The organism is Crossiella sp. SN42 (genome assembly GCF_023897065.1).
Taxonomy (GTDB): Bacteria; Actinomycetota; Actinomycetes; order Mycobacteriales; family Pseudonocardiaceae; genus Crossiella.
The window spans coordinates 202,594-218,822 of record NZ_JAMHIV010000007.1 but is presented as its reverse complement, the minus strand read 5'-3'; the positions used below and the strand labels follow the sequence as shown (position 1 = coordinate 218,822).

Sequence of the window (16,229 nt, the reverse complement as noted above, 5' to 3'; positions counted from 1 at the left end):
CCCGGTCGCCGTGCATGCCGTTCGCCGCCGCCTCGCCCCGCTCCGCCACCGTGCAGTCGCCCCGTCGCGGGGACCGCCCGGCTGCCGTCGGGTGGCTGTTTGGGCGCTGTGTCGCGGCGACGGCCTCAGCCCGTGATCCGCTGGGCCGCCAGCCGCCCGGAGATCAGCACCGGTGGAATCCCCACCCCCGGCGTGGTGCCCGCCCCGGCCAGCACCACGTTCGCGAACGCCCGGGGCAGGTTCCCCGGCCGGAACGGGCCGGTCTGGGCGAAGGTGTGCGCCAGCGCGAACGGGGTGCCCGCGGACAGGCCCTGTCGTGCCCAGTCCGCCGGGGTCACCAGGGCCAGGCGGGTCACCGCGGCCTGGTCGGGTAGCAGGCCGCGCTTGGCCAGCACGGTCACGATCTCCTCGGCGTAGCGCGGGCCCAGCCGGTCCCAGTCCAGCGGTGCGGCGGCCAGGTTCGGGCACGGGGCGAGCAGGTAGTGGCCGGTCCGGCCGGGGGGCGCGAGGGTGGGGTCGGTGAGGGACGGGGTGGTGAGCAGCAGGGACGGGTCGGACATCAGTTGCCCGCCGTCGGTGATCTCGGCGAAGGTCTGCTCCCACGCCGCGCCGAAGCTGATCGTGTGGTGCGCGAGGTCCGGGGAAGCCTTGTCAGCGGCCAGGTGCACCACCACCGCTGAGGGGGACCAGCGCAGCGGGACCGGTCGTCGGGGGCGGTGGCCGAGCAGTTCGTAGGTCTCGGTGAGGTCGGTGGTCAGCACCACCGCGTCACAGGTGATCCGGTCGGTGGCGGTGTGCGCGGCCAGCACCCGGCCCGCCCTGCCCTCCAGGGACTCCACGGTCTCGCCGTAGCGGAACCGCACCCCGGCGGCCGCGGCGGCTTCGGCCATGGCTTGGGGCAGGGCCCGCATACCGCCGCGCGGGAACCACACCCCGGCCACGGTGTCCATGTAGGCGATCACCGCGTAGGCGGCCAGTGCCCGCTGTGGCGGCACCCCGGCGTAGAGCGACTGGAAGGAGAACACCCTTTGCAGCCGCGGGTCCCGGATGAACCGGCCCACCGCCGGGCCCAGCCTGCCGAAGCCGCCCAGTGCCACCAGCTTCGCCAGCGAGGAGCCGACCAGGTCCAGCGGGGAGTCGAAGTTCGCGCCGATGAACCGGTCCCGCTCCACCGCGTACATCCGGCCCAGCCACTCCCGCAGCCGCAGGTACCCCTGCGCCTCCGCCGGACCGGCGAACCGCCGCACCTCCTCGGCCATCGCCTCGGCCCCGGTGTGCACGTCCACGCTGCTGCCGTCGGCGAACCGCGCCCGGTAGGCCGGGTGCAGCGGCAACAGCTCCAGCCGCCGCTCCAGCGAGTCCCCGACCGCGTGCAACGCCTCCTCGACCAGCTCCGGCATGGTCAGCACGGTCGGCCCGGTGTCCAGCCGGAACCCGTCCACGTCCAGCCGTCCGGCCCGGCCGCCCGGGTGCGGCTCGCGCTCCACCACGGTCACCTCGCGGCCGCTGCCCCGCAGGTGCAACGCCGCTGACAACCCGGCCAACCCACCGCCGACGACCAGGACGTGGTCGCTCCGTCCGGTCACCCGCCGCATGGTCCGCGCTCCGTTCGCCTCACCCGGCCGCCACCACCCGGTCAGTGGTCGCGTCCGGTCAGCACCCTGGCCAACGTACCCAGTTGCCCGGACGGGCCCGCACCAAGGTCCGCCGCGGCCAGCGCCGCCAGCGCGGCCGCGGTGTGCTCGGTGATCATCCGCTCCACCGCCGCCACCGCGCCGACCTCGGTCAGCGCCAGCCGAACCCGGTCCACAGTGGACTCATCCACCACGGCATTCCCGCCCCCGGCAAGGATTCCGCCCAGTAGCTCGGCCACCGCCGCCCGCCCGGCCCGCTCGGCCAGCTGCGCGCCCAGCACCAGCAGCGGAGTCCGCTTGCCCTCCCGCAGGTCGTCCCCGACCGGTTTGCCGGTGACCGCCGGATCGCCGAAGACCCCCAGCAGGTCATCACGCAGCTGGAAGGCCACCCCCAGCGAACGCCCGAACGCCCGCAGCTGCCGCACCATCGGCGCGGGCGCCCCGGCCAGCTCGGCGCCCAGCTGCAACGGCCGCTCGATGGTGTAGCTCGCCGTCTTCAACCGCGCCACCCGCAACAACGCGGGCAACGAGTCCTCGCCCTTGGCATGCGCCCGCAGGTCCAGGTACTGACCGGCCACCATCTCGCTGCGCATCGCCTGCCACGGCTGCCAGGCCCGCCGCAACATGTCGTGGCTGACCCCTGAGCTGACCAGCGCGTCATCGGCCCAGGCCAGCGCCAGGTCCCCGATCAGGATCCCCACGCCATCGCCGAAGCGCTCCGCACAACCCGACCACCCGGCCGAGCGGTGCCGCCCCGCGAACACCACGTGCGCCGCGGGCCGCCCACGCCGGGTGGAGGACCGGTCCATCACGTCGTCGTGCACCAGCGCGCTGCACTGCAGCAGTTCCAGCGCCACCAGCGCCCGCACCACCGAGTCGGCGCGCTCCCCGGCCGGGTCGCCACCGGCGGCCCGCCAGCCCCACCAGGCGAAGGCGGGCCGGATCCGCTTGCCCCCGGCCAGCGCGAGCTCGGTCAGGGCCCGCACCAGCATCGGATCGACACCGCCGCGCACATCGCTGTCGCCGCGCGCTCGGAGGAACTCCTCGATGGCCGGCTCCAGCCCGGCCTCGGTGAGCTCCGCAGCGAACACCACCTGTTCGACAGGCAAGTCCCCCTCCTCCGCTCGCCGCGTCTCCCGCCTGGCGACGCTAGCCGCCACCTCCGGAACGCGCATCCGCGAACGGCGCTGACCTGCGACGACGCCAAGACTGCCGGTCGTGTCCACCGACCCGGGCGAAGGCAGCCCGCGCCCTCGGGATGTAGCGGAGCCGGTACGGCAGAAACGGCCAGAGCCGGGCTACCACCGCCGCGAACCGGCGAAACCGGCGCTCGTCCACCGGCCGCCAGGACGCGCCGATCCTCACCCGCACCACCGGCGGCAGCAGCGCCCTGGTGAGGAACCACAGCACCCGGCCGACCAGCGGCGCGACCAACCGCCACAACGGCGCGGGCAACCACGGCTGCGGCATCGTCTCCGGCCGCTCCACGAACCGCAGCAGCGCCCGCGCCGCCGGAGTCAGCTCCAGCTGCTCGGCGCACACCCGGTCGAAGTACGCCTTGAACTCCGCCCAGTCCTTCGGCACCGGACGATCGCTCACCCCGTACCGCCGATAGGCCACCAGGGACTCCGCGTACAGCTGCTCCCGCTCCGCCTCGGTCAACGGCCGGTCGAAGACCTCCGCGGTCTGGAGCACCACGTCGAGCATGGTCGCGTGCGCCCAGAACCACACCTCCGGATCCAGCGCGTGGTACCGCCGCCCCTGCTCGTCGTGGCCGGTGATGCCGTGGTGGAGCTCCCGGATGCCACGCGCGGTGTCCTCGGCGGCCGGACCGTCGTAGACCACCCCGGCGATCTGCGGGATCGACCGCAGCGTCCGGGCCCACGGCTCGGTGTAGAACGCCGAGTGCTGCACCACGCCGGCGCCCAGTGCCGGGAACATCAGCTCCAGCAGGCCGACCCGGCCGAGCAGCAGCAGCGAGCGGCGGTCACCCGAGTAACGCCAGTGCAGCGATCCGGGACCAGGTGCGGTCATGGCTGACTCCTCCAGGGGGAGTCCCCATCATCGCTCACCCGCCCCAGTGGGCGACATGGGCCGATCCGGGGTCACCGCTCGCTGTCCAGATGCGCCATCAGCGGTTCCGGATACCTGGGACCGGCGGCGGAGTCCGCGGGCACCGCGCGCTCGATCGCCTCGAGGTCCACATCGGACAGTTCCAGGTCGAGCGCGCCAAGGGCCTCGGCCAGCCGCTCCCGGCTGCGCGCGCCCACCAGTGGCACGATGTCCTGCCCCTGGTGCGCCACCCAGGCGATGGCCACCTGCGCGGTGCTGGCGCCCCTGGCCGCGGCCACCGCGCCCAGCGCCTCGGCCAAACCGAGGTTGTGCCCGAGGTTCTCCGGCGCGAACCGCGGACTGTGCCCACGGAAGTCCCCGGCCTGGATGGACCGGTCGGCCGACCAGCGCCCGGACAGCAGGCCCCTGGAGAGCACCCCGTAGGCGGTGATGCCGATGCCCAGCTCGCGGCAGACCGGCAGGATCTCCGCCTCGATGCCACGGGAGAGCAGCGAGTACTCGATCTGCAGATCCACGATCGGGTGTACCGCGGCGGCCCGGCGCAGGGTCTCCGGACCGACCTCGGACAGCCCGATGTGCCGCACGTGCCCGGCCTGGATCAGCTCGGCGATCGCGCCGATGGTGTCCTCGATCGGCACCGCGGGGTCGAGCCGGGCCGGGCGGTAGACGTCGATGTGGTCGGTGCCCAGCCGCTTCAGCGAGTAGGCGGCGAAGTTCTTCACCGCGGCCGGGCGGCAGTCGAAGCCGAGCCAGCCGCCGTCGGCGTCGCGCAGCGCGCCGAACTTGACGCTGACGACCGCCTGGTCGCGGTCCCGGCCGCGCAGCGCCTCGGCGACGAGCAGTTCGTTGTCGCCCATGCCGTAGAAGTCGCCGGTGTCCAGCACGGTCACGCCCGCGTCCAGGGCGGCGCGGATGGTGGCGATGCCCTCGGACCGGTCGGCCGGGCCGTACAGGTCCGACATGCCCATGCAGCCCAGGCCGAGCGCGCCGACCGCCGGTCCGGTGGCGCCAAGGGGACGAGTGATCATGGTGTTGCTTCCTCCGGTCGGTTCGGCGGCGGTGGTGCCGCTGCCACGAGCCTGCCCCGCCCGCCGCGATTTGAGGAGAGGACTCTCCGTCCCTGGATCTGGCCGTCCCAGGACCTGGCCGTCCCAGGGACGCCCTGATCCAGGGACGGGGAGGTCCTGGATAACTGTCGGTGCCGCAGGGCAGGGTGGAGCCGTGGACCGAACCCAACTCGCCGACTTCCTCCGCCGCTGCCGAGCCCGCCTGCAACCCGCCGAGGTGGGCGGCCTCGACCTGGCCCGCCGCCGCACCCCCGGCCTGCGCCGGGAGGAGGTGGCCAAGCTCGCCTGCATCGCCACCGACACCTACGCACGCCTTGAGCAGGGCAGAGGCCGCCATCCGACCACCCAGGTGCTGGCCGCGCTGGCCCGCGCGTTACGCCTGACCGACGACGAACGCGACCACCTGTACCTGCTCGCCGGGCACGAGCCACCGGCCCCGCCCCGCACCACCGAACTCCGGCCCAGCCTGCTCCCGCTGATCTACCGGCTGTGGGACTACCCGGCCATGGTGATCTCCGACCTCGGTGTCTGCCTGGCCCAGAACCCCCTGGCCCGCGCACTAATGGGTGATCTCGCGGGGGCGCACGGCTGGGACCGCAGCTTCCACTGGCGCTGGTTCGCCCGGCCGGAGAGCCGCGCGCTGTTCCCCGCCGAGGACCACGCGGAGCACTCCCGGGTGCAGGTCGCCGACCTGCGTGCCACCGCGGCCCGCCGAGCCGGGGACCAGGACGTGCGCGAGTTCGTCCGGGCCCTGCGCTCGGCCAGCGCGGAGTTCGCCGAGCTCTGGGACCAGCACGAGGTCGCGGTCCGGCGCTCGGACCACAAGCGGTTCCTGCACCCCGAGATGGGACTGATCGAGACCCGCTGCGAGATTTTACTGACCCCCGAGCACGACCAGCGGCTGCTGTTCTACGCCGCGGAACCGGGCACCGTGAGCCACGACCGCCTGCAACTGCTCGGCATGCTGGCGTACCAGACCCCGGAGGATCAGGCCGAGGCAGAGGCCGCGCTGGCGGAGATGGAGGCGATGGACCGATATCCCCAGGAGCCGTTCCAGTCCTGACCTGGCTCCAGCACGATCAGCCCGTCACCGCTGTTGAAGGCGTTCGGCGCGCAGGTCATCGGCTCGATGGTGATGCCGGAACGCGGCGTGCGGGCCGCCGGGGCGTAGTCATCGGTGTAGACCTGGAGGTAGTCGTAGCCGCCGTCCATCCACAGCTCGGTGGTCGTGCCCGCGGCGTCGGCGACCCTGGCCACGGCCAGGCCCTGCTCGTCGCGGACCAGGTCGGTGAACGCGGTGTCCAGGGCGGCTGAGCCGAGCGCGCGAGTGGTGCGGAAGTCCAGCGCGGTGCCCGCCACCGACTCCTTGCCGATGGGCAGCAGGCGGTTGTCGGTGGGGTAGTAGGTGGCGGCAGGGAGGGTCAGCTCGACCAGTCCGGCGGTGGCCAGGTACGGGTGGTGCGCGGCGCCGAAGGGCGCCCGGGTGTGGCCGGTGTTGGTGGCGTGCAAGGTGATCCGCACGCCCTCGGCGTCGACCTGGTGTTCGATGCGCAGGGACAGCTGGAACGGGTAGCCGTACTGCGGCCGCTGTTCCTGGGACAGCACGACGCGGTCCTCGGTGTGCTCGACCAGCGACCACTCGGTCCAGCTGAGCAGTCCGTGCAGGGCGGTGCGCCGGTCGGGCTCGTTGATCGGCACCTGGTGCCGCACACCGTCGAAGGTGTAGGCGCCGTTGTCGATCCGGTTGGGCCACGGCACGATGGTCTTGCCCTGGTAGCTGTCGCCGAGCTCCTCGGCCGCGTGGGTGAGCAGCCGCTCGACGCCGTCGACCCGCCAGGACAGCAGCGTGGCGGCGACTCCCGCCACCACCGCGGTGTGCCGGCCGGAGCGGATCTCGTACAGGCGCCCGTTCGTCGTCATGAGGCGAATTGTGTCATCCGGGATGGCGCGGCGGCGTGGCGAGGCGCTGCCGGGTGGCCGGCGGGTCAGCCTGCCAGCTCGTCGGTGCGGGAGAGCCAGCTGCGGTAGACCGGGGCCTGGTCGGCCTTGGCCCAGTAGGCGCGGATGGCGCTGGTGACCAGGGCGTCGGCCAGTCGCGCCACCGGGCTGTCGGTGCGCACGGCCAGGATGTGACGGAAGTCAGGGCGGGCGCCGTGGAAGGGGCGGACCGAGATGCCCTCCTCCAGCCGGAAGGTCGCCTGGGCCAGCATGACGCCCAGGCCGGTGCGAATGAATTCGCGGGCGTTGGCGCTGTCCAGGCGGTAGGCGATGCGCGGGATGAATCCGGCATTCGCGCACAGGCCGCGGAGGTATTCGGCGCAGCGGATCTCCAGGCCCTGGGGGAGGATCCAGTTCTCCTCGGAAAGGTCGGCCAGGGAGATCTCGAATTCGTTCGCTAGCGAATGTCCTGTTGCGACGGCGATGAACAGCGGCTCGGTGGCGATGGTGTGCACCGCCACACCCGGCAGGCGGTCCAGCGGCATGGCCGGGTGCTCGGCAAGCACACCCAGGTCGGCGGCGCCACCCGCCAGAAGTTCCATCGCGGTCTGCCCGCAGCGTTCCTCCCGGAGGGTGATGCTGGCCTCAGGGGCCAGTTCGTGCAGGCGTTCGGTGATCGGCCCCGGCAGTGGAGTCGGGTGGGCGACGATCCGGATCCGGGCAGGACCGGTGTGCAGCGGGGCGGTGAGCTGGCGGGCCTCCTGGATCAGCTCGTCCACCGAGGGAACCAGGACTTTGGCCCGTTGCACCACCAACTCGCCCAGTGCGGTGGGGCGGGTTCCGTTGCGGTCGCGGTGGAACAGCGTGCCGCCGAAGGCCCGCTCCAGCCGCTGTAGCTGACGGGTCAGCGCCGGTTGGGTGAGGCCGAGCTGGATGGCCGCGCCACTGAGACTGCCCACCTCGCTGATCGCCCGAATCATCCGCAGATGCCGGATCTCCACATCCATGAACCCGATGGTAGGACGCCTGGACCCGGTGCCGTAGCCGCTGATAGGTCCCCTGACTGGCCGAACCATGCCATCGGGTCATGGTCAACTGTCAGTGGCCCCGCCGGTTTGTTCAAATTCTAATGAGTTTCATGTTGTCCTCGACGACACCGGTGCGGCTGGCCACGCGGGTGCTCGAACTTGTGCTGGCGCACCAACGAAAAGCGCGCGGCGGGCGATCTTGTCAGCAAGATCCGTGCCCGCGCTGCCTTTCCGCGCAATTGCCGTCGGTGCTCGACGCCATTTCGGCGAACCGGCCGATCCAGTTCGTGCTGCCCGCCTTTCCGGTCAAGTCGCCCAACCGGGAGAAGGTGCTCGGGCACCTCCCGGACCTGGCCGAGGAGCTCGCGATCGCCTTCCTGGACGAGCTGTGCGCCGAGCTGACCGAGGTGTACCCGCCGGGCGTCCGGCTGACCATCTGCTCCGACGGGCGGGTCTTCGGCGACCTGATCGGCGTGCCGGATGAGGACATCACCGCCTACCAGCACGAGATGGCCGCGTTGATCAGCGCCACCGGTGCGGACCGGCTGGCTCTGTACACATTGGACGACTACGCGCCAGGGGTCAGCCCGGTCTCGCTGCGCGACCTGCTCGACCGCGAGTACACCGAACCGCTGTCCAGCCTGCGCGCCAAGGTCCGCGCCGATCCGGACCTGCGCGCCATGTACCTCGGCCTGGTCCGGTTCCTGCTGGAGGACCGCTACGGCCCGGACTACACCGGCACCCGTGCCGCACTGCAACGGGAGAGCAGGCACCGTGCCTACGGCGTGCTCGCCCGGAGCCGGGCCTGGGGCGAGCTGGTCGGCGCCCGGTTCCCAGCGGCGGTCCGGCTCTCCATCCACCCGCAACCCTGCGGCTCGGCCAAGCTCGGCCTGCTGCTGGGCCGCACCCCGGACGCCTGGCTGACGCCCTGGCACGCGGTGGCCGTGCGCGAGCCAGGCGGATGCACCCTGATGAAACGGATCGAGGCCGAACGGCTGGGCGCGCGACTGGTGCACCGGGCAGGCCGCCCCAGCCACTACGTCCTGCCCTGAGCACCGGAGCGCACCGCAGCTGGACGGGCGGCTGCTCGCGGTGTCCCTGGTGGGGCTGACTGCGGCGATGGTGTCGCCGATCTCGTGGAGCCACCACTGGGGTGTGGTTCGTACCGCTGCTGATCGCGTTGCTGCCGCTGCTGGTGGACGGGGTGGTGTTGCGCGCGGCCGGGGTGTTCGCGGCGCTGCTGAGCTTCGCCTGGCCGCTGCACTTGCTCAACGGGCACCGGATGGACCTGCCGCGGCTGGGACCGATCGGGCTGCCACCCGCCGGTGGGCTGGAACTGTTGTGCCAGAACGCCTATCCGCTGGGGTTCCTGGTCATCGTGGCGTTCGCAGCTCGTCGAGCAGCTGTGCGAACACCGGTTCGGTGATGATCGGGATGCGGTAGTCGCGGGCCTTGCGCGCCTTGGCGGACAGGGAGTCCGGGTCGGCGGCGACCACGACCTTGGTCCAGCGGCAGACGTTCTCCGGGTGGGTGATGAGTCCGGCGGCGCTGGCGTGGGCCTGGAGGAGCTCGCGGGGCTGCTCGGTCTGGCCGGTGAAGGCGATCCGGTCGCCGGGGTCGAGACGGAATCCGGCGGGCAGGGCGACCGGCTCGGCGGCCGGGGCCGGCACGTAGGAGTCCGGGGCGTGGCGGGCGCGGTAGTAGGCGGAGGTGCGGCGGGACTGGCGGTAGGCGGGGGCGTCCTCGCGGCGGGGGCGGCGGGCGACCGGGTGGCCGGGCGCGCCCCGGTGCACCGGTGGCGTGTCCAGGGCGGGCACGAAGGGCCAGTTGCGGGCGCGGGCCGTCGCGATCAACTGCGCCCAGTTGCCGTCGCCCGCGGACAGGTAGTGGGCCAGCAGCGCCGCGGTGGCGCGGGCGTCGTGCAGAGCCGAGTGCGCGTTGGTCAGCGGGATGCCCGCGGCGGCGCAGCAGGCGGCCAGGTTGCGGCGGTCGGTGGTGAGGTAGCGCGGGGCGAGGGTCATGGTGCAGACGCCCTCGGTGGCCCCGGTCGGCAGGGGGACGCCGGCGTTGGTCAGCTCGGCGTGCAGGAAGCGGGCGTCGAAGGTCAGGTTGTGCGCGACCAGGACGCGGCCGGTGAGGCGGGCCACCAGGTCGCCTGCGATGCGGTCGAAGGTGGGGGCGGGCAGGACCTCGCGGGCGGTGATCCGGTGGACGTGCTGGGCGCCCAGGTCACGATGGGGGTTGACCAGGGTGCACCACTCGTCGGTGACCGCGCCTGAGGCGTCGGCCTGCACGACGGCGACCTCGATGATCCGGTCGCGGCCAGCGGCGAAGCCCGTGGTCTCGACGTCCACCACCGCGAAACCCACCGACCCCCCAACCCGTAGCGATCACCGGACGCAGCGTAGCCGTCGCGGTGATCACCGGGCTGTTCAGGCAGGGAGTTCGACGCTTTCGCCGGGGGCCAGCAGGGTCAGCGGCACGCCGGTGCCGGGACCGCGTTCGCCGAGCAGGCTGCTGGTGACGCCCCGGCCCGCCTCGCTGAGCAGCACGTCGTGCACCTGGTAGGCCTGCCTCGGCTTGACCTCGCGCAGGTAGTCGACCAGGTGCGCCAGCCGGGACCAGGGCGCGTGCAGCGGCAGCAGCAGCGTGTCCACCCGGCGTTCCGGCACGGTCAGCGCGTCGCCGGGGTGGAACACCGTGCCGCCGAGCAGGAAACCGCTGTTGCGCACCAGCGGGATCTCCGGGTGGATCTCGGCGTGCCAGTCGCCGTGCACCTCCACCTCGACCGCGCCGATGTCGAACCGGTCGCCGTGCCCGACCGCGGTGACCCGCCCGCCCAGCCCGGTGAGCTGCGCCGCCACCGTGTCGGTGGTCCAGATCCGCAGCGCCGGGTCGGCCTCCAGGGCCGCGCGCAGGCGCTGGCCGTCGAAGTGGTCGAAGTGCTCGTGCGTGATCAGCACCGCGGTGGCGCCAGTGAGCGCCTCGGGCTCGGTGAACGCGCCGGGGTCGAGCACGATGGCCTCGCCCTCGTGCTCGACCCGGACACAGGCGTGCCCGTACTTGGTCAGTCGCATGTGCCGAACGCTACCGCCGGGCCGCGCGGCTCGCGGCTCAGAACGCGGTCGGCGGCACCCCGTCCCAGGCCGCCCGCAGCTCGGTGGACACCCGGTCCTGGCTGATCGACGGGTGTTCGGCGAAGAGCAGGGTGTCCCGGGTGGCCGGGTCGAACGGTCGCCAGCGGGGCAGCTCCGGCAGGCGCGGGTCGCCGGTGCGGGCGAAGGCGCTGAGCGAGTCGTTGAGCTGCCGGGCCAGCCGGTCGGCGACCTGGCGATCGGCTTGCGGGTGCAGGCGTTGCGGGTCGGCCTTGCCGAAGGTGAAGGGCAGGTCGCTGGCGTGCACCGGGCCCAGCGGGGAGGCGTGCGCGTAGTCGAAGCGGTAGGCCCAGGCGCGGCCGCCCGCGCGGTGCACGGCCTCGGCCAGCCAGATCGAGGGGAACTGGACGAAGATGTCGCTGGCCAGGTCCAGGCGCGGATCCCGGCCGGCCGGGGTGTGCCGGCGGTAGGCGGCCTGGATGGCGGCGAAGCGGTCCGCGCCGGCCACCGACCTCAGCTTGTTCTCCATGCCGGGGACGAACATCGGGAAGACCCCGGCGAGCTGGTTGGACTCGTCCCGGCAGGTGCCGATCAGCACGTCCACCTTCGCGGAGATCCGGCGCAGCGGGTGCACCGGCAGCACGTGCCCGTCCAGGACCTGGTGGAAGACCTCGCCGCCGAGCTCGGGGGCGGTGCTGGCCTCGGCGGCCGCGGCCACCACCTCCGCGGCCGGGACGGTGAACAGCTTGGGCGAGCCGGGGGAGGGGATGCCGAGCCGCTTCAGCACGAAGTCGGTGGTGCGCTGGGCCTGGGCCGGGGTGAAGTGCGGGCGGGCGCCGCCGCTCTGCGTCACCGCGCGCCGGAACAGGCCGGCGGCGGCGGGCGCGCCGAGCAGCGAGCCGATGGACATGCCGCCCGCGGACTCGCCCATCACCGTGACGTTGCGCGGGTCCCCGCCGAAGGCGCCGATGCACCGGCGCACCCAGCGCAGCGCCTCGACCTGGTCCAGCAGCCCCGTGTTGCCGGAGCCAGGCCTGCCGGGCAGGTGCAGGAAACCGAAGGCGTGCAACCGGTAGTTGAGGGTCACCAGCACCACATCGTTGCGCTCGGCGAAGACCGTGCCGTTGTAGTCGCTGCCCGCGCCGCTGACGAACACGCCGCCGTGGATCCACACCACCACCGGGCGGCGACCCCGGGTGCCGCGCGAGTAGACGTTGAGGAACAGGCAGTCCTCGCTCTCCGGACCCGGCGGCCGGGGCGGCCCGGGGAGCTGGTGGGCCACCGGGCCGAACTCGGTCGCCGCGCGCACCCCGCGCCAGGGCCGCACCGGCCTCGGCGCGGTGAACCGGTGCTCGCCGGTGGGCGCCTCGGCGTAGCGGATGCCGCGCCACACCGTGATCCCGTCCTGCCGGACCCCGCGCAGCTTGCCCAGCGGCGTGCACGCCAGCACGTCCGAGTCGGCCCCGCCCGCGGCCGCCGCCGTGCCCGGCAGCGCCGCCGCCAGTGCCGCGCCCCCGGCCAGTCCGAGCGCCGTCCGCCTGTCCACCTCTGCCACGTCAGCCTCCCGTATCCGTTGTCGACCGCAAGCTCACCTGGGACTGCCTGAAACCGGTCGTCCCGAACGCTCAGACGCCGAAAACCAGCGAACAGGGGTCGCGGCATGACGAGAACCGGCGAGCTGGACCCCAGGATGGTGACCGCGTTGCCGGCCACCCGGCCCCGGCCGGTGCCGGACGAGGTGGACCAGCGGCTCATCGCGCTGCTGCGCGCCGACGGCAGGCCCGGCAACCTGCTGGTCTCGGTCGTCTGCCGGGACGGCGAGGACCTCTACGACCTGATCACCGGCCCCCTGGGCGCGCTGCCGGAGGTCACCGGCGTGGACGTCACCCCGGTGCTGCACGTGGCCCGCCGCGCCGGAGTCAGCCACTCGGCGTGAAGTACGGCGTGGTCGGCGGCCCGGCCGAGGGTGGCGGCACCTGGAGTACCGGCACCGGTTTGCCGCCGGGGTTGCCCTTGGTCTTGGCGCTGAAGGAGAGCTGACCGCTGGCGGCGGGCACCTGGTAGGCGTTGTTCAGGTTGAGCAGCTGGCTCAGCACGTCCGCCGGGGTGGGCAGCCGGTCGGCCGCCCTGGACTGCTCGGCGGCCAGCCGGATCGCGCGGGCCGCGGTCACCATCGCGTCGTGGTGCATCACCGCGTACCCGTCATCCAGCGAGGCCTGGCTGAAGTGCTCGGTGAACGCGGCGTGGAAGTCCCGGTAGTTCGGCGCTTCCGGCGCACCCTCCCGCCACCGCTCGGCATCCACCGAGGAGGCGTAGACCGCGGTCACGTTGGCCGCGACCAGCTTGCTGATGAGCACCTTCACCAGGCCGAAGCCGGTGGCCCCGGTCAGCACGGTGAGCGGCTCGGCCCGGCACACCCGGTGGCTGAGCGCCTCGACGAAGCTCACCAGGTCGCTCTCCCGGCCCGCGTAGAACACCAGCTGCGGGTGCACGGTGCAGATGTTCTTGGTGATGCCGTCGAACATGTTGGGCGTGGCCTCGCCGGGGATGGAGGCGCCGACGAAGCTCTGCGGCGGGTAGCGCAGGTAGCCGCCGCGGTTGCCGAACTCCCGTTCCAGGGCCTGCTTGAGTGTGCGGGTGTAGAGGTCGGGCTGGTTGGCGTCGTAGACCAGCAGGCCTTCGCGCAGGTCGGGCCGGGTGGCCAGGTGGCGGGCCAGCGCGGCCACGTAGTCGGTGTTGGTGGCATTCGCCCGGATCAGGCCGGTGATGTGCTCGTGGTCCAGGCCGTCGGCGGTGATCAGCGCGCCGATCATGGGCAGCTTCAGCGCGGAGAGCCGTTTCGCCGCGGTCTCGGTCTGCGCCACGCTCATGCCCAGCCCGGCCACCGCGACCAGCCGGTCCGCTCCGCTCATCCGGTTGGCCAGCTCGGCCACCACCGGCTCCCAGTGCCGCAGCCCCGATCCGGCGTTGGCCAGCAGCAGCCGGACCAGCGGCTGCGGATCACCGGCCAGCGAGCTGCGGTTGACCCGCTGCTGCCCGACGAAGGTGCCCTGTACCAGCCGTAGGATCTTGGCCCCGTCCAGCGCGCTGGAGCCGTTCCAGGTCAGCGGGGACAGCAGCGCCACGCTGACGTAGGGCTTGTTCTGCGCCAGCACCCACTCATTCTCGGCCAGGATCTTGCGCTGCACCTCGGCCAGGTCCGGGTGGAACTCATAAGAGCCATCGGTGATCCCGACGCACTCACCGTCCACATCGGACACTCCGGAGGACGGTCCGCCGCAGGCGTCCAGCAACCGCCCGGCCGCCCAGGTGCCGACCCCGGCCAGCAGCACCACCACCGCGGTCAGCACCAGCAGCCTGACCAGCCGTCGTCGGCGGCGCGCCCTGGTGGGCGGGGGAGTGAACAGGTCCTGCTCGACCTCGGCGATCATGACTGCTCCGCGAGTCGGTGGTAACGGCGGGCCTCCTCCAGCAGCACGGTGGGCGCCGCGCCGGAGGAGGTGGCCAGGTCGGTGCAGAAGGAGTCGATCTCCTGGTACAGCTCGCCCCGGGTGTTGCGGCGCAACGGATCCGCGTCCAGCCACAGCGCGGCCACCAGCCCGGCGGTGGCACACTGCACCCGGTCGGACAGGGGCAGGTCCCTGGTGAGCGCGCGCACCTCGGCCACCGCGGGCTCCCGGTGCGGCAGGCGGTTGGGCGCGGCGGTCACCTGGTGCAGCTCGGCCAGCCAGACCTGGGTGTCCACTTCGGACAGTCGCTGAGCCTCGGTGGTGGCCACGGCGGCCAGGTCACCGGCGGCCAGGGCGTAGTAGCGGGCGGCCACCGAGCCCGCCGGGCTGTGCTCGCGCAGCGCGCCGAAGACCCCGGTCCAGCTCGCCACGTCGGTCTCCGGCCGTTCGGCCAGGCGTCGCAACAGCAGGCGCCGCAACAGGTTCCCGTGCTCCGGCCACAGCTGGGCGGCCTTGATCTCGGTCAGCGGGGTGCCGTCGCCGGCGTGCAGCCGCCGCTGCCCGGCCAGCCACAGCCCGTCGTCCTCGGTGCGGGCCGCGGCGCAGGTGATCAGGTCGGCTAGCACGGTCAGCTCCGGGAAGTCCAGCTCCACCGGCTGGTCCTGGAGCAGGCGGTGCAGCATCCGGTCGGCCACGCACAGCCGCTGTTCCTGGCCCAGGCCGTGCGGCTCCTGCCGGGTGAGCAGCTCGGCCAGCTCGGGCCGGTCCTCGGCGTGTGCGCGCAGCGCGTCCACCAGCAGCCGGACCGCGGCCGGGTGGCCGCCGGTGAAGCGGTGCACGGTGTGCGCGATCCGCCGGTCGTCGCCGATCCGCTTGCCCAGCGCGGCGACCCGCTCGCGCACCTCCGCCTCGGTCAGGTCGGGCAGCCGCAGTCGCAGCCACCGCGGGCGACGCGGTTCCAGCCTGCGGCGCAGTTCGGCGTAGTTGCGGTCGCGGTCGGTCAGCGCGGCCACGTCGGCCGGGTCCACCCGGTCCAGCAGCAGACCCCGGCTGGTGGCCACCAGGGTCAGCGGATCGGGGTCGGACTGCTGCCGGGTGTCGGTGAGCCGGTCCAGGAACCGGCGGCCCAGCAGGGTGTCCGCGTTGTCCAGCAGCGCCACGCAGTTCAGCGACCACTCCTGCGCGCGGCGGGTGCGGAAGGCCGCGCGCAGGTCGGCCAGGAACGCCCGGCACAGCAGCTGCTCCAGCAGGTAGCGGTCGTGGTCGTCGGCGCCCTCGCGCGCCCACAAGTTGAGGTCCACCAACACTTCCAGTGGGTCCTCGTCCCGGTCCGGCGCGCGGTCCTGGTGCTTGAACCAGGTCAGGAACCGGCCCAGCGTTACCCTGGTCCACCGCCAGCCGCTGGCCCAGCCGACCAGCGCGCCGGTCAGCTTGCCGATCAGCCCGGCGGGCACCGCGGCGGGCAGCTGCGCGGCGTTGAGCGCGTCCCCGGCCGCGGTCTCCAGGATCTGGGCCAGGGCGTCGAGCTTGCGCCGCTGTTGCAGCGTGGCCAGCACCGTGCGGCGGGCGGCAGGCCGGTCCTCTTGGTCGAGGTCGAGCGCGATCACCACGTTGGCCGCGGCCAGCCGGGGGAAGCGCAGGTATCCGTAGCCGCGGCACCAGCGGTTGAGCTGGAAGGCCAGCGCGGAGAGCAGCTGCGCGACCGAGGCGTGCCTGCTGGACTCCAGGTCCAGCCGGGCGTAGGGCACGTTCTGGTCCAGGCGTTCGCCGAGCTCGGTGAGCAGCGTGGTCTTGCCGCTGCCCCGGGAGCCGGTGACCACCAGCACCGGATAGCGCTGGCTGGTCGGGCGCCCGTGCTGCTCCGGCCGGGACATCAGCTCCCGGACCAGGCGCATGGCTGCACTGCGTGATCGGCCCATGGCTCGACGTTAACCACGCGGTTCGG

General features: G+C 73.0%; 15 protein-coding genes. 4 read left to right on the top strand and 11 right to left on the bottom strand.

Going from position 1 to position 16,229, the window contains the following annotated elements; genetic code table 11:
- Positions 1 to 125: 125 nt before the first annotated feature.
- From crtI to M8C13_RS10975, 4 genes are all read right to left on the bottom strand, one after another.
- Positions 126 to 1,595, bottom strand: a complete 1,470-nt coding sequence (crtI, locus tag M8C13_RS10990) for a phytoene desaturase family protein (RefSeq protein WP_252480417.1) — start codon at positions 1,593 to 1,595, stop codon at positions 126 to 128.
- A gap of 41 nt (positions 1,596 to 1,636) precedes the next feature.
- On the bottom strand, positions 1,637 to 2,743 hold the full coding sequence (locus M8C13_RS10985) for a polyprenyl synthetase family protein (protein WP_252480416.1): 1,107 nt from the start codon (positions 2,741 to 2,743) through the stop codon (positions 1,637 to 1,639).
- 40 nt (positions 2,744 to 2,783) lie between these two features.
- On the bottom strand, positions 2,784 to 3,668 hold the full coding sequence (locus tag M8C13_RS10980; protein WP_252480415.1) for an oxygenase MpaB family protein: 885 nt from the start codon (positions 3,666 to 3,668) through the stop codon (positions 2,784 to 2,786).
- Between the two features lie 71 nt (positions 3,669 to 3,739).
- The gene (locus tag M8C13_RS10975; protein ID WP_252480414.1) at positions 3,740 to 4,735 is read right to left on the bottom strand and encodes an aldo/keto reductase; all 996 of its coding nucleotides are present in this window, start codon (positions 4,733 to 4,735) and stop codon (positions 3,740 to 3,742) included.
- Between the two features lie 193 nt (positions 4,736 to 4,928).
- Here M8C13_RS10975 and M8C13_RS10970 point away from each other — a divergent pair, with 193 nt between their 5' ends.
- Positions 4,929 to 5,837, top strand: coding sequence for a helix-turn-helix transcriptional regulator (locus M8C13_RS10970; protein WP_252480413.1), 909 nt, complete (start codon positions 4,929 to 4,931; stop codon positions 5,835 to 5,837).
- Here the strand turns inward: M8C13_RS10970 and M8C13_RS10965 are convergent.
- Positions 5,762 to 6,694 (bottom strand): aldose 1-epimerase family protein, encoded by a 933-nt coding sequence (locus M8C13_RS10965; protein WP_252480412.1) that lies wholly within the window; start codon positions 6,692 to 6,694, stop codon positions 5,762 to 5,764. The genes M8C13_RS10970 and M8C13_RS10965 overlap by 76 nt on opposite strands.
- A 65-nt stretch (positions 6,695 to 6,759) precedes the next feature.
- Positions 6,760 to 7,719: a LysR family transcriptional regulator gene (locus tag M8C13_RS10960; RefSeq protein ID WP_252480411.1), complete on the bottom strand. Its 960-nt coding sequence runs from the start codon at positions 7,717 to 7,719 to the stop codon at positions 6,760 to 6,762.
- Between the two features lie 269 nt (positions 7,720 to 7,988).
- Here M8C13_RS10960 and M8C13_RS10955 point away from each other — a divergent pair, with 269 nt between their 5' ends.
- Both M8C13_RS10955 and M8C13_RS10950 read left to right on the top strand, forming a co-directional pair.
- The gene (locus M8C13_RS10955) at positions 7,989 to 8,792 is read left to right on the top strand and encodes an L-tyrosine/L-tryptophan isonitrile synthase family protein (RefSeq protein WP_252480410.1); all 804 of its coding nucleotides are present in this window, start codon (positions 7,989 to 7,991) and stop codon (positions 8,790 to 8,792) included.
- A 101-nt stretch (positions 8,793 to 8,893) separates the two neighbouring features.
- Positions 8,894 to 9,166: a hypothetical protein gene (locus M8C13_RS10950; RefSeq protein ID WP_252480409.1), complete on the top strand. Its 273-nt coding sequence runs from the start codon at positions 8,894 to 8,896 to the stop codon at positions 9,164 to 9,166.
- On the opposite strand, the gene M8C13_RS10945 is transcribed toward M8C13_RS10950, so the two are convergent.
- The 3 genes from M8C13_RS10945 to M8C13_RS10935 all read right to left on the bottom strand — a co-directional run bounded on the left by M8C13_RS10945 (position 9,114) and on the right by M8C13_RS10935 (position 12,390).
- Positions 9,114 to 10,109 carry an exonuclease domain-containing protein gene (locus tag M8C13_RS10945; RefSeq protein WP_252480408.1) on the bottom strand — a complete coding sequence of 332 codons (996 nt, stop codon included), beginning with the start codon at positions 10,107 to 10,109 and terminating at the stop codon, positions 9,114 to 9,116. The two genes, M8C13_RS10950 and M8C13_RS10945, sit on opposite strands and share 53 nt — an antisense overlap.
- 63 nt (positions 10,110 to 10,172) lie before the next feature.
- Entirely contained in the window at positions 10,173 to 10,817 is a 645-nt protein-coding gene (locus M8C13_RS10940) for an MBL fold metallo-hydrolase (protein WP_252480407.1), read from the bottom strand.
- 37 nt (positions 10,818 to 10,854) lie between these two features.
- Positions 10,855 to 12,390, bottom strand: coding sequence for a carboxylesterase/lipase family protein (locus M8C13_RS10935; RefSeq protein ID WP_252480406.1), 1,536 nt, complete (start codon positions 12,388 to 12,390; stop codon positions 10,855 to 10,857).
- Between the two features lie 105 nt (positions 12,391 to 12,495).
- On the opposite strand from M8C13_RS10935, the gene M8C13_RS10930 reads away from it, so the two are divergent.
- Positions 12,496 to 12,771 carry a hypothetical protein gene (locus M8C13_RS10930; protein WP_252480405.1) on the top strand — a complete coding sequence of 92 codons (276 nt, stop codon included), beginning with the start codon at positions 12,496 to 12,498 and terminating at the stop codon, positions 12,769 to 12,771.
- On the opposite strand, the gene M8C13_RS10925 is transcribed toward M8C13_RS10930, so the two are convergent.
- Positions 12,755 to 14,266, bottom strand: coding sequence for a hypothetical protein (locus tag M8C13_RS10925; protein WP_252480404.1), 1,512 nt, complete (start codon positions 14,264 to 14,266; stop codon positions 12,755 to 12,757). The genes M8C13_RS10930 and M8C13_RS10925 overlap by 17 nt on opposite strands.
- Entirely contained in the window at positions 14,263 to 16,203 is a 1,941-nt protein-coding gene (locus M8C13_RS10920) for an AAA family ATPase (RefSeq protein ID WP_252480403.1), read from the bottom strand. The genes M8C13_RS10925 and M8C13_RS10920 overlap by 4 nt, the downstream gene beginning before the upstream one ends.
- Between the last annotated feature and the right edge of the window lie 26 nt (positions 16,204 to 16,229).

Excerpts from the sequence above, each read along its gene's own strand:
- crtI (WP_252480417.1), bottom strand. The coding sequence starts at position 1,595 with ATGCGGCGGGTGACCGGACGGAGCGACCACGTCCTGGTCGTCGGCGGT.
- M8C13_RS10980 (WP_252480415.1), bottom strand. The coding sequence starts at position 3,668 with ATGACCGCACCTGGTCCCGGATCGCTGCACTGGCGTTACTCGGGTGAC.
- M8C13_RS10975 (WP_252480414.1), bottom strand. The coding sequence starts at position 4,735 with ATGATCACTCGTCCCCTTGGCGCCACCGGACCGGCGGTCGGCGCGCTC.
- M8C13_RS10965 (WP_252480412.1), bottom strand. The coding sequence starts at position 6,694 with ATGACGACGAACGGGCGCCTGTACGAGATCCGCTCCGGCCGGCACACC.
- M8C13_RS10960 (WP_252480411.1), bottom strand. The coding sequence starts at position 7,719 with ATGGATGTGGAGATCCGGCATCTGCGGATGATTCGGGCGATCAGCGAG.
- M8C13_RS10940 (WP_252480407.1), bottom strand. The coding sequence starts at position 10,817 with ATGCGACTGACCAAGTACGGGCACGCCTGTGTCCGGGTCGAGCACGAG.
- M8C13_RS10930 (WP_252480405.1), top strand. The coding sequence starts at position 12,496 with ATGACGAGAACCGGCGAGCTGGACCCCAGGATGGTGACCGCGTTGCCG.
- M8C13_RS10925 (WP_252480404.1), bottom strand. The coding sequence starts at position 14,266 with ATGATCGCCGAGGTCGAGCAGGACCTGTTCACTCCCCCGCCCACCAGG.
- M8C13_RS10920 (WP_252480403.1), bottom strand. The coding sequence starts at position 16,203 with ATGGGCCGATCACGCAGTGCAGCCATGCGCCTGGTCCGGGAGCTGATG.